This window comes from Paludibacter propionicigenes WB4 (genome assembly GCF_000183135.1).
Lineage (GTDB): Bacteria > Bacteroidota > Bacteroidia > Bacteroidales > Paludibacteraceae > Paludibacter > Paludibacter propionicigenes.
Genome location: NC_014734.1, coordinates 3,001,686 through 3,016,175 on the forward strand (window position 1 = coordinate 3,001,686; position 14,490 = coordinate 3,016,175).

The 14,490-nt window shown below is 37.4% G+C and carries 14 protein-coding genes; 13 read left to right on the plus strand and 1 reads right to left on the minus strand.

The features are described 5' to 3' along the window. Positions 1-45: 45 nt before the first annotated feature. Entirely contained in the window at positions 46-963 is a 918-nt protein-coding gene (locus PALPR_RS12465; RefSeq protein ID WP_013445995.1) for a lytic transglycosylase domain-containing protein, read from the minus strand. Between the two features lie 186 nt (positions 964-1,149). Between PALPR_RS12465 and coaD the strand changes: the two genes are divergently transcribed. From coaD to PALPR_RS12530, 13 genes are all read left to right on the plus strand, one after another. Continuing rightward, entirely contained in the window at positions 1,150-1,602 is a 453-nt protein-coding gene (gene coaD, locus PALPR_RS12470; RefSeq protein WP_013445996.1) for a pantetheine-phosphate adenylyltransferase, read from the plus strand. Between the two features lie 33 nt (positions 1,603-1,635). Next, positions 1,636-3,282: a S41 family peptidase gene (locus PALPR_RS12475; protein WP_013445997.1), complete on the plus strand. Its 1,647-nt coding sequence runs from the start codon at positions 1,636-1,638 to the stop codon at positions 3,280-3,282. A gap of 173 nt (positions 3,283-3,455) precedes the next feature. Then, the gene (locus tag PALPR_RS12480) at positions 3,456-4,028 is read left to right on the plus strand and encodes a helix-turn-helix domain-containing protein (RefSeq protein ID WP_013445998.1); all 573 of its coding nucleotides are present in this window, start codon (positions 3,456-3,458) and stop codon (positions 4,026-4,028) included. 14 nt (positions 4,029-4,042) lie between these two features. Next, positions 4,043-5,692, plus strand: coding sequence for an AMP-binding protein (locus tag PALPR_RS12485; protein ID WP_013445999.1), 1,650 nt, complete (start codon positions 4,043-4,045; stop codon positions 5,690-5,692). Between the two features lie 203 nt (positions 5,693-5,895). Beyond that, a complete protein-coding gene (locus PALPR_RS12490) occupies positions 5,896-6,675 on the plus strand; it encodes an O-methyltransferase (RefSeq protein WP_013446000.1) in 780 nt (259 codons plus the stop codon). 11 nt (positions 6,676-6,686) lie between these two features. Next, positions 6,687-7,283, plus strand: a complete 597-nt coding sequence (locus PALPR_RS12495) for a cob(I)yrinic acid a,c-diamide adenosyltransferase (protein WP_013446001.1) — start codon at positions 6,687-6,689, stop codon at positions 7,281-7,283. A 74-nt stretch (positions 7,284-7,357) separates the two neighbouring features. Continuing rightward, positions 7,358-7,579: a DUF2795 domain-containing protein gene (locus PALPR_RS12500; RefSeq protein WP_013446002.1), complete on the plus strand. Its 222-nt coding sequence runs from the start codon at positions 7,358-7,360 to the stop codon at positions 7,577-7,579. Positions 7,580-7,761: 182 nt separating this feature from the next. Further along, entirely contained in the window at positions 7,762-8,709 is a 948-nt protein-coding gene (locus tag PALPR_RS12505; RefSeq protein ID WP_013446003.1) for a PorP/SprF family type IX secretion system membrane protein, read from the plus strand. A 78-nt stretch (positions 8,710-8,787) separates the two neighbouring features. Then, positions 8,788-10,152, plus strand: coding sequence for a T9SS ring complex lipoprotein PorK/GldK (gene porK / locus PALPR_RS12510; RefSeq protein WP_013446004.1), 1,365 nt, complete (start codon positions 8,788-8,790; stop codon positions 10,150-10,152). A 29-nt stretch (positions 10,153-10,181) separates the two neighbouring features. Continuing rightward, positions 10,182-11,078 (plus strand): type IX secretion system motor protein PorL/GldL, encoded by an 897-nt coding sequence (gene porL, locus PALPR_RS12515; RefSeq protein ID WP_013446005.1) that lies wholly within the window; start codon positions 10,182-10,184, stop codon positions 11,076-11,078. 40 nt (positions 11,079-11,118) lie between these two features. Continuing rightward, positions 11,119-12,654: a type IX secretion system motor protein PorM/GldM gene (porM, locus tag PALPR_RS12520; RefSeq protein ID WP_013446006.1), complete on the plus strand. Its 1,536-nt coding sequence runs from the start codon at positions 11,119-11,121 to the stop codon at positions 12,652-12,654. A gap of 37 nt (positions 12,655-12,691) precedes the next feature. Further along, positions 12,692-13,600, plus strand: a complete 909-nt coding sequence (gene porN / locus PALPR_RS12525) for a type IX secretion system ring subunit PorN/GldN (protein ID WP_013446007.1) — start codon at positions 12,692-12,694, stop codon at positions 13,598-13,600. A 194-nt stretch (positions 13,601-13,794) separates the two neighbouring features. Next, positions 13,795-14,448, plus strand: coding sequence for a response regulator transcription factor (locus PALPR_RS12530; RefSeq protein ID WP_013446008.1), 654 nt, complete (start codon positions 13,795-13,797; stop codon positions 14,446-14,448). Positions 14,449-14,490 lie beyond the last annotated feature (42 nt).

A 14,490-nucleotide genomic window follows, 5' to 3' on the forward strand; every position in this document is an offset into this window, starting at 1 on the left:
TAATAAATAAACGCCGATTTCTCGCGTTTCGTATTTCGTTTCAGATTAATAGCTAATCCATGTAGGATTGTGAATCTTTATTTTATCAGGATTAAATGTAATGTCTTCTTTGTTTGGTATTTGGATAGTATATTTTTTACTGTCTTTATTGGTGAGTTTTCTTCCTCTGATCCAAATATTGAAATCTTTAAGTTGATAGTAACTTATGCCTTTGCGTTGCGCCCATACCGTCCAATCTTCGACAGCCGAATTTATGATAGTGTCTTTTGTTCCAACGGTTTGATAAAAATGATTACGCTCGAGAATGTAGCCAAATGCTTTTGGATTTTCAAGAAAACGTTTCATGGCGAGAAGGCGGAATACATACCTGCTGCTTTCTGAACTTAGCAGCATGTCGAATGAATCCTCAACCTGTTGATTTTCCTTTTCGGTAGATATTCTTCCCATCCCGGCATTGTACGATGCAGCAACTGTTGTCCAGTTTTTGAATTTTGCATACGCGCTTTTCAGGTACTTGCAGGTGGCAATTGTAGATTTTTCAATGTGATAGCGTTCGTCAATCTCGTCATTTACTTCCAGTCCGAATTGCTGGGCTGTTTTTGGGAGTAGCTGCCATAAGCCGGCGGCCTGAGCCGGTGAAACAGCACGCGGATCAAGATTACTTTCTATTACGGCTAGATATTTAAAATCGTCAGGGATGCCATTTTCTTTGAGAATAGGCTCAATAATAGGGAAATACCGGTTGGCTCGTTTGATAATGGCAAAACTTACGGAGTGATTGTACGCAATTATTATTTGTTCCCGATCATAGCGCTCGCGCATGTCATACCTTTCAAGCGAGATTGTTTTATCGGCAAAAGTTGTTTTGTCAGGAATCGGAAAAGAATAAACAGGTTCGATACTAAATACTGATTGTTGAATGCATCCGATCAGAAGCAATATGATAGCAGTTCTTTTCTTCATGTTGTTTTTATAATTGTTTTTGAAATGGGCTGTTTATTCAGTACAAAGATACTTATTAAGCAGAAATATCGATTGAAAAACTAAAAAATACAAACTTAGTGGACTATTTTCAGCAGGCGAAGTTAAATTCATCTATCTTTGCAGATATTTTTCCATCAACGTTTGTTTTTTATATAAAACACATATATGAAAAGAGCAATTTTTCCAGGAACATTCGATCCGTTTACTATCGGACATTATAGCATTGTGCAGCGCGGGTTATCTTTTTTTGACGAAATAGTGATAGGCATTGGTCTTAATCAGTCAAAAAAGACACTTTTCTCGGTCGATAAGCGGCTCGATATTATACGGCAGGCTTTTATAGATGATTCCAGAGTGAAGGTGGCATCGTATGATAGCCTGACGGTAGATTTTGCTCTTTCAGTCGATGCCAACTTTGTGTTGAGAGGACTTCGCTCGGTGGTGGATTTTGAGTACGAGCGATCGATAGCCGATGCCAACCGAAAACTTACAGGCATTGAAACTGTTATACTTTTTACCGAATCGGAATACTCCTTTATATCATCTACAGTTACACGCGATTTAATTGCATTTGGAAAAGATATATCTACATTTCTTCCTCCTAATGTAAAGCTGTAGTGTGCTGAAAAATAGACAATTTAATCCACTCTTATGAAGAAAATAATACAACTTTCCATTTTTGTTTTTTGCTTTAGCACTGTGATTTACGGAGCTTCAAAGCCCGAACAACGGACATTCAGAATCAGCAAAAACCTTACTATATTCAATTCGGTGTTTCGTGACCTGGATATACACTATGTAGATACCTTGAATTACGATAAAATGATAAAGACCTCTATTGATAATATGTTGGAGAAGCTCGATCCGTACACCGTTTATATGCCCGAAGAGGAAACCGACGACTTGAAATTTATGACTACCGGTGAGTATGCCGGAATTGGTGCGCTTATTTCTAAAAGTGACAGAGGAGTTGTAATTTCTGAACCTTACGAAGGTAAACCTGCGCAGCGAAACGGGGTTCGTGCCGGAGATATTATCCTTCAGATCGATGGTAAGTATGTGAATGGATTGACTGTTAGCGAGGTAAGTGCGCTGCTCAAAGGAACTCCCAATACGACTATTAAGCTAAGGTTGGATAGACCGGGAGGTAAGGCGCCGATTGAAATATCGTTCCTAAGAGAGAAAATACAGATGAATCCGGTATCGTACTCTGCTGTTGTTGCCGATAAAGTGGGATATGTGCTGTTGAATGAATTTACCGAAAGAGCAGCTATCGAATTGAAAGATGCTATTTCAGATCTTGTTAAGCAACATCAAATTGAGTCTTTGGTATTGGATATTCGCAATAATGGCGGTGGACTAATTGATGAGGCTGTGAAGATTGTCGGCTATTTTGTGCCTAAAGGTACGGCTGTAGTTACCACCAAAGGTAAGAATAAAGAATCGGAGAGAACATACAAAACACCTACTGAACCGATATTTCCACAGATGAAACTGGTAGTGCTGGCCAATCGTTCTTCTGCATCCGCTTCCGAAATATTAGCCGGTTCTCTTCAGGATTTGGATAGAGCTGTGATAGTAGGTGAACGAACTTTCGGTAAAGGTTTGGTTCAAAACATCCTCCCTATAAGCTATGGCGGACACTTAAAAGTTACTACGGCTAAATACTATATCCCAAGCGGTCGGTGTATTCAGGCTATTGATTATAGTCACAGAAATGAAGACGGTAGTGTAGGTCATATTCCGGATAGCCTCACTTCGGAGTTTAAAACCAAAAATGGTCGTAAAGTGCGCGATGGAGGCGGTATTGTACCGGATACGCTTACCAAGGATGATCGTAAGGTAAACATTGCGTACTATATTTATTCACAAAATCTGTATTTCGAGTTTGCCACTCAGTATGTTTTGAAACATCCGCATATTGCTTCTCCAGCCGAGTTTAAATTATCTGATGAAGATTTTAAAGCTTTTACTGATTACTTGATTGAAAAGAAATTCACTTATACTACACAAACTGAAAAGTACTATAAAGAATTGATTAATATCGCCAAAATAGAAGGTTTGGACAAAAGAGCAAGTGATGAATTTGATGCGTTGAAAGCCAAATTGATACCAGATATTTCAAAAAGTATAGAGGAGAATAGAGAGGAAGTTGCGGAATTGTTGAGTCTCGAAATTATTAAAAGATATTATTATCAAAAAGGAGAAATTCAATATTCACTTCGTACAGACAAAGATTTGAAAGTAGCGTTGGGTTTGCTGATGCCTCAGGGTGGTTATGATAAGATATTGAAATAATACAGCATTTTTTCTTTTCGACTTCCAACTTGGAACGGAAAGCTGTATTTTTCTGATCATTTAAAAGGTTTTCTGCTGAAATTGTGATAAGTTTCAATAGAAAACCTTTTTTCATGAAAGATTTTATTTATTTTTGCGCCCTGTAAATTTAATATAGTACTCAGCGTAAAAACATGAAAAAAATCATTGTCGGAGAAAAAATCAGTACCTTATGTGCTGACAAAAACATTTCAAAAGAGGAGCTCGCCGAACGTTCAGGCCTTACTGTAGCTCAGATTGAGTTTATAGAAAACAGCGATACTGTACCATCTTTATCGCCACTGATAAAAATTGCCCGTGCGTTGGGTGTTCGTCTTGGTACTTTCCTTGATGACAGCGATGAATTGGGTCCTGTTGTTCATCGTCAAACCGATAGCCAAAAACCGGCTACATTCTCAAGCCAACTTTCAAGTGCTAATTCCCATCTCGACTTTTTCTCTTTGGCTGCCAGCAAAACAGGACGCCATATGGAGCCATTTCTAATTGACATCAAAGCTTCTCCGACAAACGAACCTATTTTGTCTTCGCATGAAGGGGAAGAGTTTATTTTTGTGTTAGAAGGTTCGGTGAGAATAAATTATGGAAAAGAAACTCATATTCTTCATAAGGGCGACAGTATTTATTATGATTCTATTGTCGACCATTTGGTTAGCGCCCTGAATGATACACCGGCAAAGATTGTTGCAGTTGTTTATACGCCACTTTAATTATTAAATCTGATATGAAATTATTTGATAGAACATTAGGTGATTGGCTTGAACACTGGGCTGCCGAAACTCCCGATCATGAATACATAGTTTATTCAGACCGTAACCTGAGGTTTTCATGGTCAGCCTTTAATGAGCGTGTTGACAATATGGCAAAGGGACTGTTGGCTGTTGGGGTGACTAAAGGATGTCATGTAGGCATCTGGGCTCAAAACGTTCCGGACTGGTTGACTTTTTTATATGCTTGCGCTAAACTTGGTGCTGTGGCTGTGACGGTAAATACAAATTACAAAGATCATGAGCTGGCGTTTGTGTTAGAAAACTCCGATATGCATACACTTTGCATAACCGATGGAATTTCAGGAAGTGATTACGTAGAGATGGTTTATTCTCTGATTCCCGAACTGAAAACAAATCAACGTGGACATTTAAAAAGTGAGCGTTTCCCCGAACTGAAAAATGTAATTTATATCGGACAGGAAAAGCACAGAGGTATGTATAATACTGCCGAAGTATTGTTGTTGGGAGATAATCAACCCAATGATGCTTTTCTGAAAATAAAAAAGTCTGTAAGCTGTCATGAGGTAGTCAATATGCAATATACTTCGGGTACTACAGGGTTTCCTAAAGGAGTAATGCTTTCGCATCATAATATTGCGAATAACGGTTATCTTACCGGCGAACACATGAAATTCACACAAGCTGACAAGTTGTGTGTTTGTGTGCCGTTATTTCATTGTTTTGGGGTTGTTTTGGCTACTATGAATTGCCTTACTCACGGTTGTACGCAGGTAATGGTCGAAAAGTTTGACCCGTTGATTACCCTTGCTTCCATTCACAAAGAGCGTTGTACGGCGGTTTATGGAGTGCCTACGATGTTTATTGCCGAGTTGAATCATCCCATGTTTGAGTTGTTTGATATGAGCTCATTGCGAACCGGAATTATGGCAGGGGCCTTGTGTCCTATTGAGCTTATGCGTCAGGTTAGTGAGAAAATGTTTATGACTATTACCAGCGTCTACGGACTTACCGAGACCTCGCCCGGTATGACTCAAACAAGGCTTGAAGATTCGTTTGAAGTACGTTGCACTACAGTGGGGAGTGACTATGAGTTCACCGAAGTGGCCGTTATTAATCCGGAAACAGGCGAAATCTGTCCGGATGGAGTGCAGGGGGAGATGTGTTGTAGGGGGTACAATGTGATGAAAGGCTATTATAAAAATCCTCAAGCGACCTCAGAGGTAATCGATAAGAATGGATATTTGCGTTCTGGCGATTTAGGCGTGAAAGACCTTGATGGGAATTACCGCATAACCGGAAGAATAAAAGATATGATTATTCGCGGAGGAGAGAATATCTCACCACGAGAAATTGAAGAATTTTTATATCATATGCCCGGTGTGAAAGATGCTCAAATTGTAGCGCTTGCTTCCCCGCGTTATGGAGAAGATGTAGCGGCTTTCATTATACAGCATGCTGGTTATCAGCTTACACTTGAAGATGTACGTGATTTCTGTAAAGATAAAATAGCACGATACAAAATACCTCGTTATGTGTTCTTTGTCTCCGAATATCCGCTTACCGGTAGCGGTAAAATTCAAAAATTTAAGCTCAGAGAAATGGCTATCGAATTATGCCAAGAACAAGGAATAGAGATTGTTTAAAGTGTAGTTTTGTAGATGAAAAATGATTAGAAACGTGATTAATCAGAAATAGAATAGTACTGGTTTTACATCGCAAAAGAAGAGGCTGAAAAGCCTCTTCTTTTGCGATTAATGATACTGGAATTTGTTTTTGAAATAATAGCATAAAAAAATGTCCGTATATAGTTAATGATGCCAATTTATTTTCCTATTTTTGTGACATTATGAAGCAATTGCGATTATTGTACAAGTATATCATTCATTTTTTTTCAGCTCGAAATACAAAGGGACATGGAGTTCATTCTCCTTTTCTGTTTAATTTTACGACTTTCATCTTAAATAACAGAGGTTTATATTATATATTCCCTAAAATTGAGTGGGTCAGAACCACTTTGTTACACGATAAAAGGACTATAAGTATTCTCGACTATGGAACGGGCAGCGACAGAGAGAGAACTGTTTCCGATATTGCAAAAAGTTCGTTGAAATCAGCGAAGTATGGGCAGCTTCTGTTCAGGATAACTAATTACTTGAAAATAAAAACCGTTTTGGAGTTAGGAACCTCGTTAGGTGTGACCACATCGTATTTAGCCTCATCGTCGTCAGATATTCGCTGTGTCAGTTTAGAAGGCTGTCCGCAGATTGCAAAAGTAGCACAGGAGAATTTTAAAAAGTTGAAGCTTCACAATATTGAACTTGTGGTAGGGAACATAGATAATACTTTATCTGAAGTGTTGGATGGTATTGAAGAGTTGGGCTTGATATTTTTTGATGCCAATCATCGCTCCCAGTCAGTGTTGAATTATTTCAACCAGTGTATCCCGAAAATAAATGATAGTACCGTTATGGTAATTGATGATATCTATTGGTCTGCTGATATGGAGTATGCCTGGGAAATGATAAAGAAATCATCGAAGGTGACATCTACGATAGACTTGTTTCAGGTTGGAATCGTTTTCTTTAATCCGAATTTGCACAAGAAGCATTATAAAATGCATTATTAAAAGCTAAATCAATGACAAATCCAATTCGATATTGGATTTTAAAGCAACACATTAAAATGAAATTATATACTAAAACAGGAGATAAAGGCCAGACCGGACTTATCGGAGGTACCCGAGTACCTAAAAATGATATAAGAATTGAAGCTTACGGTACAGTCGATGAGCTAAATTCGTTCATTGGTGCCCTTACAACATTCCATATTCCGGATGTTGACAGAGACTTTTTGAGATCAATTCAAAATAATCTTTTTATAATAGGATCTTATCTGGCTACTGATACGTCGAAAGTAGCATTGCAAAAAGCGTCCATCCTTAAAATGGACGTTATTGATGCAATTGAAAAAGAAATTGATCGGCTGGATGCCATGTTACCGGCTCTGAATTCGTTTATTTTACCGGGAGGCTCTCAAACAGGGGCTTTTAGTCATATTTGTAGAACAATTTCAAGAAGAGTAGAAAGAAGACTTTTGGATGTTGGGAATGTGTATTTTATAGATAATGAGGTGTTTGTATATATTAATCGTCTGTCGGACTACTTTTTTGCTCTCGCACGCTATTTGACGGTAGAGAAAGGAGAGGAAGAAATTTATTGGAAAAAGCAGGATTAATAAAAAAAATTCCTATTTTTGCACAAAATTAAAAAATTACGCTAAACTTATTTACTTAAAACTTTGAGCTGACTATGTATTGGACTTTAGAATTAGCGTCTAAAATAGAGGATGCGCCTTGGCCGGCCACAAAAGATGAACTTATTGACTACGCTATGCGTTCAGGTTCGCCTCTGGAAGTTATTGAAAACTTGCAAGAAATAGAGGACGAGGGTGAAATTTATGAATGTATTGAAGATATTTGGCCTGACTATCCAAGTAAAGAAGACTTTTTCTTCAACGAGGAGGAATATTAATCAATTGTAAAATAACAATTTAATGACTCAAGACGGTGAGTTTTGAGAGAAATATTTGTTTTTTTTGAAACAAATAGGTTAATGTAAACAATTTTTTTGATGATTTAGAGTTTGATTAAAGGTGTCTTAGCTTTAATCGTTCTTTGTTGAGTAAAGTAGAGTGAAAAATAGCTGAAATTCCTATGAAAAAAGTAGTATTCTGTTTTCTTATTTTACTCCTTAATATAGGTTCGGCTTATTCACAATTTGATGTTCAACTAAGTCAATATATGTTTCACAATTCATCATTTAATCCTGCGGCGGTAGGTGAAAGTGGAATGATTCAGATTGTTGGGCAGCACAGAATTCAGTGGGTGGGAATGCCAAATGCACCACGAACAACTGTCTTTAGTGTAAATTCTCCCTTAAAAATAGGGAATGTACTACAGGGCGTTGGTATTAGATTTATCGATGATAAGGCAGGACTTTTTACCAATCAAAGCGCGCATTTGCAATATGCATACAAACGGAAATTGGGAACTGGCTTGGTAAGTGTTGGTGCGGACTTTGGATTCGTGAGTTTAGGATTTCGCGGAGATAGTGTGCGTTCTATAACGGGCGAGTATCACAATATAACCGCTGACCCTGAGATTCCGAAAACAGCTGTAGTTGGGATGAGCTTTGACTTGAATTTAGGTGCGTTTTATTCTACACCAAGTTTTTATGCCGGTGTATCGTATTTGCATTTAAATAATCCAACAGTATCGTGGGGTACAAAAACCAAATTCAAACAGACTGGTTCTTTATTCGTTACCGGAGGATATAACTGGATTTTACCAAACCCTAAATATGTTTTTAAACCCTCGACGTTGATTAAAACTGATATGTCTTCAGTACAATGCGACCTGACCGGGCGGATGGAGTATGACAACAAATACTGGGGAGGATTATCGTATAGATTTCAGGATGCTGTTGTTTTTTTGGCGGGAGTGAATATTGCGAGTGGATTATCAATAGGGTATTCATATGATCTTCCTACTTCTCAAATTATTAGAGTTAGTTCAGGGTCGCATGAGATACTACTAATGTACAGTTTTGAATATATATTCAGCAAGAAAAATAGCAAATACAAGAGTATAAGGATATTATAGAGTGTTGAACTCTTTTTTGTAAGAAACGAAAACTACTAAGATTAAAATTTTTATTTTAAAAAATAAAATCACATAAGAATGAAAAAAAATCTGCCAATTATTGTACTGACTTTGTTGTTGGTTGCTTGCAACAAACCTGCAGGTGAAGTGACGGGTCTTGGAACCAAAGGCTCATTTGTTGAAGCTCAGCCATATGGAATGGTGTTCATAAAAAGAGGATCATTTATGATGGGGCCAAACGATCAATCAGCTCTTGGAGAAATAAATAAGAAATCAATAAATGTAACAGTTGATGCATTCTGGATGGATGAAACTGAAATAACTAATGACAAATACAAACAATTTGTTTATTATGTTCGTGATTCTATTGCTTTACGCTCTTTAGTAGTGGCAGGAAAAGATGAATTTCGCCAGAAATTTAAAAACCAGAACGATGATGCCTCTCCTGAGACTGCCCGATTGAACTGGAAAACAAAAATACCATGGAACTCTAAGGATGAAGAAGTTCAAACCGTTTTAGCAAGTTTGTACTATCAAAACGAAAATGGATTACACGGTAAAAGACAAATCGATCCCGGAAAGTTGCAATACAAGTACGAATGGATTAACTATGATCAGGCAGCTTTACCAAGAAACAAATATAATGTAAATACAGGTGCATATCCGGCTAATGCTAAGGCGCGTGTAGATACTTCTTATGTGGAAAACGGTATTATCGTCAATAAAACTATTGAGAGAAAATTGACAACCCGAAGAGACTTGATTTCTACCCGCATTGTAAATGTATATCCTGATACGATCATGTGGCTTCGCGATTTCCAATTCTCGTATAATGACCCTAAGATGCACATGTACTTCTCTCACCCGGGATTCTCACAATATCCGGTTGTAGGTGTAACCTGGGAACAGGCTCAAGCATTTTCTCAATGGAGAACAAGATTATTCAATAATGTAAATACAATTGGAGGTCAGGATTATCGCTTACCTACAGAGGCTGAATGGGAATATGCAGCTCGTGGTGGCCGTAAAATGGCTTTTTATCCATGGGGAGGAAACTATGTTCGCGACAAGAAAGGTTGCTACTTAGCCAACTTCAAACCAATGAGAGGTAGTTATACCGACGATATGGGAGCTACAACAATGAAAGTTGCTTCGTACCCTCCTAATAATTTCGGATTGTATGATATGGCAGGTAATGTGGCTGAATGGACTTCTTCTGCTTATGATGGTTCAAGTAGCTTAGTTGTATCGGATATGAATCCAAGTTTCCAATATAATGCTAAGAACAGTGATCCGGATGTGATGAAGCGCAAAGTAATCAAGGGAGGTTCGTGGAAAGATATTGCATACTTTCTGCAATGTGGTGTCAGAGATTACGAGTACCAAAATGAAAGCCGACCTTATATTGGTTTCCGTTGCGTTCGCTCATATAACGGTGAATAATCTAAATTGATCTAATAAACAAGAATTATATGTCTGAAAATGTTTCAAAATTTGATTTGTGGTGGAATTCCCCTGAAACAAAGCAGAAAGTAGGTGCCGCTTATAGTTTAGGAGCTTCTGTTGTAATTATCGGGGCTATGTTTAAGATTCTACACTTAACAGGAGCCGGTACTATGTTGGGTATAGGTATGTCCGTGGAAGCTTTTCTTTTTGCTCTAGGTATCTTTGATAAACCGCATAAGGAATTTGATTGGGATAAAGTGTATGATTTTGATGGAAACGGAACAGTAGGTGCTAATAATCAGGTATCTCAAAACGTAAATACAGGAACATCAGCAGCACCTGCAAGAGCAGTTGGACTCAATTATAATCAAACAATTGATGATGAAGATGTTCAGAAACTCTCAGAAGGAATAAAAAATCTTACTGCTACAGCACAGCAATTTTCAAGTCTTTCAAGTGTAATTGGTGCTACTGAACAATTCGTAAAGAATATTGATGAGGCGTCAGCAACTACAGGCAAGTTTATCAAGAGTCAGGAATCTCTTAATGGAGCCACAGGTACGTTAGCCACTTCATATCAGGGAATTTCGGCCAGTATGGATGCCGTTGAGAAAAATACTAAATTGTATGCCGGAAAAGTTGAGGATATTAATAAGAATCTGGCTTCAATAAATTCTATTTATGAAATTCAACTGAAAAATATTCAGGCACAGTCGGAAGGATTAACTCAGCAAACTGAACGAATCCGCCTGGTGAATGAGGATTTGAATGTAGTAGTTAGAGACGTTCAAAAAATGAAAACAGCAACAACTGTTGCTGCTGAAGAAACAGAAAACTTCAAGACAGGCACATCGAAGCTTGCTAAACAGGTTGCCGACTTAAATCAGGTTTACGGTAATATGCTAAACGCTTTAAGTAACTAATGTTGATTTTTTTTGATCTTAAATTTTAAAGAGTTTTCTAATGAGTGGAGCAAAAAATTGTCCTGAAACGCCCAGACAAAAAATGATTGGTATGATGTATTTGGTGCTTACAGCAATGTTGGCATTGAATGTATCAAGCGAAATCCTGAATGGGTTTACTATGGTGGATAATAGTTTACATAAAACCATTGAGTCTTCAGACGCCAGAAATAAATCTTTATATGCCGATTTTGAAGCTTTAAATGCTGATAATCCTCAAAAAGTGAAAGAATGGCTTGATAAAGCCAAGGTGGTAAAGCAGAAATCGGATGAAATTTATAAATATATAGAGGATTTCAAAAAAAAGATTATCAAACTTGCCGACAGCGATGAGGCTAATGACAGCGCCTATGTGAAGCAGATTATCGCAAAAGATAATCTGGATAAAGCTGCGGAATACGGGATTAATAATGGCAACGGAAAGATACTTCAAAAGAAGATTGAGGATTATAGAGATTTTTTGATTAAGTTATCGGCGGATAACCCCTCTAAGAAAAAGATGTATGAAGCCATATTCTCGACTAAAAAAACCAAAGATGGTAAACCTTGGGATGTTGCTCTCTTTGAGGGAATGCCGCTTTCGGCAGTGGTTACGATATTGACTAAGTATCAGAGTGATATACGTACATCGGAAGCTGAAGTGGTACAATATCTGAAAGGACAAACCGATGCGTTGGATTTCAGGGTAAATAAAATTACGGCTTTAGTGGTGCCGAATTCGAGGTATGTAATTCGCGGAGGAAAATATAGTTCAAGAATAGTTCTTTCGGCTGTGGATTCGACAAAAACACCTGAATATTACATTGGGTCAACAAGAATTAAAGACGGCATCTACGATATAAATTGTGCTAAATCCGGTTCATTTAATTATTCCGGATTTATAAAGTTACCAATGACTGATGGATCGATAAAGACGTATCCATTCAAGAGTGATTATATTGTTGGTGATCCTTCGGCAACAGTTTCGAATGAAGATTTGAATGTAGTCTATCGCGGGATTGATAATAAATTTGGTATCTCTGTACCGGGTGTAGCTTCAGATAATGTATCAGTAAGGGTCAGTGGTGGAACAGTTCAAAAAGTGGCCGGAAGATATATTATTCGTCCGACACAGGATGGTGAAATTAATATCTCTGTATATGCGAAGATAGACGGAAAAGAATTACCAATGGGTGGTGGAGCGTATCGGGTAAAATATATCCCCGATCCAAAATCATTTTTACAATATACTGATGCCGGTGGTGTTGTCAGATTACTTCAGGATGGTGCGCTAACCAAGAGAGTCTTAAAGTCCGGAGTGGGTATTGTCGCAAGTTATGGAGCTGATGAATTGATAAAAGCCAACTTCACGGTACAATCGTTCACGATGGTGACTCCAGTAGGGTCAGCGTCAACGAGTGGATCAAGATTATCTGCGAGAATGCTAAGTGATATTGACAGACTGGAAGGTGGAGATCTGATAACCTTTAAAAATATAAAAGCAGTAGGACCCGATGGAAAAGTCCGGAGCTTAGGATTAATACAAGTACAAATTTAGATACATGAAATTGTTGAACAAATTAAGAGATATAAATATGAAAAAATATTTGATTGTTCCTTTAATCATACTCTTTACAGCTATACCAAGCGTAATGAAAGCGCAGCTTAACCAAGTGCCATTCTTTGATAGTAAAGGAAACGTAAGGCTCCAGACTACTGAGTTGGATGCTTTGGCTGATACTATTGCTAAAGTAAATCACCGAGCCGATGATGTTAGGTGGTCTCGGGTGGTATATAGGGTAATAGATATGCGTGAAAAGCAGAACTATCAACTTTACTTTCCAATGCGTGCAAGTGACGAGTATCGTAGTTTGTTTCGTGTAATGCTTGATGCTATTACTGATGGAATTACTGTCTACAGACGTAATGCAAGAGACTTGAAGCCGCAGTTTCATGAAGAAGATAAACTTGTAGGTGATGAACTGTCAAAAGTGTTTGCCTACGATAATGATAATGATAATAATCTCATTCAACAAGATTCTGTATCAAAAGAACTTAAAGTAAACACTGACCAATACTATAACTACGTAAAGAATCAGTTTAAATTTTTAGTACAAGAGATTGTTTTCTTTGATAAACATACATCCAGAATGTATTCTCAGATAATGGCTATAGCTCCATTATATGCATTGCATCCGGATAATACCAAATCAAAAAAATCGATAAAATACTTTCAGGAATCAGTTTTATGTTGGTTCTTGTTTGATGAACTTCGTCCGTATTTAGCAAAACAGTATGTCATTCCTAACGGTAATGAGACTCAACGTTTGACTTATGATGAGTTTTTTGCTCAAAAGCTATATTCAAGTTATTTGCTCGGTGATAGTAATATGTTCAACAGAATGCTTTTAGATTATGTTGTTGATCCGGTTAAGATTAAAAAAGAACAAGATCGATTAGAAACCGAATTGATGAACTTTGAACAGGATCTTTGGGAGTATTAATGGTATAAATTTGTTTCCACAAATTAGAAAACATTATAAAATATAAAAAAAGACGACTGTTTGTCGTCTTTTTTTATATTGATAGGATTTAAACACGTAGAAAACAGTACTTTTGCAGCTGTATTCGTAATTATATTATTGTGGATATTCAACGCATTGCGTTTTTAAGCATAACTTTAAATAAATATCTATAAATGAGAAATGTAATTCTTGCTGATAATCAGGATATTTCTATTGCCGGTTGGTACTATCTTTTTCAGGGGATATCGGACGGGCAGGTGATAGCCGAAGCAACGGATAAAAAAGACTTAATCTCACTACTGGTCAATTATCCAAATGCTCTGGTTATACTTGATTATACCTTATTCGATTTTGAAAGCGCAAACGAATTATTGATACTTCAGGCGAGATTCGAGAATGTTGATTGGATATTGTTTTCGGACGCACTGAGCGATGAATTTATGCGTACTTTGCTTTATAACACGCAATCTTTTAGTGTGTTGATGAAGGATGGCTCAAAGGATGAGATATTGAGTGCTTTGAAGGAAGCTTTAAAAGGAAATCGTTTTATTTGTAATCATGTGAGTAATATATTACTTGATAACAGCAGAAATATACAAAATCAAGGCTTCAAAAACTTGCTGACTGCTACTGAACAAGAGATTTTGAAGGAGATGGCGTTAGGAAAAACTACTAAAGAGATAGCGTCCAAAAGACATGTTAGTGTTCATACCATTATGACTCACCGCAAGAATATCTTTCGCAAAATAGAAGTAAATAATGTACACGAAGCTACCAAGTATGCTATGCGAGCAGGTATAGTGGATATGGCTGAGTATTATATTTGATATTAAGCATGGAACAAACCATGCATTATAAGAACAGGATAA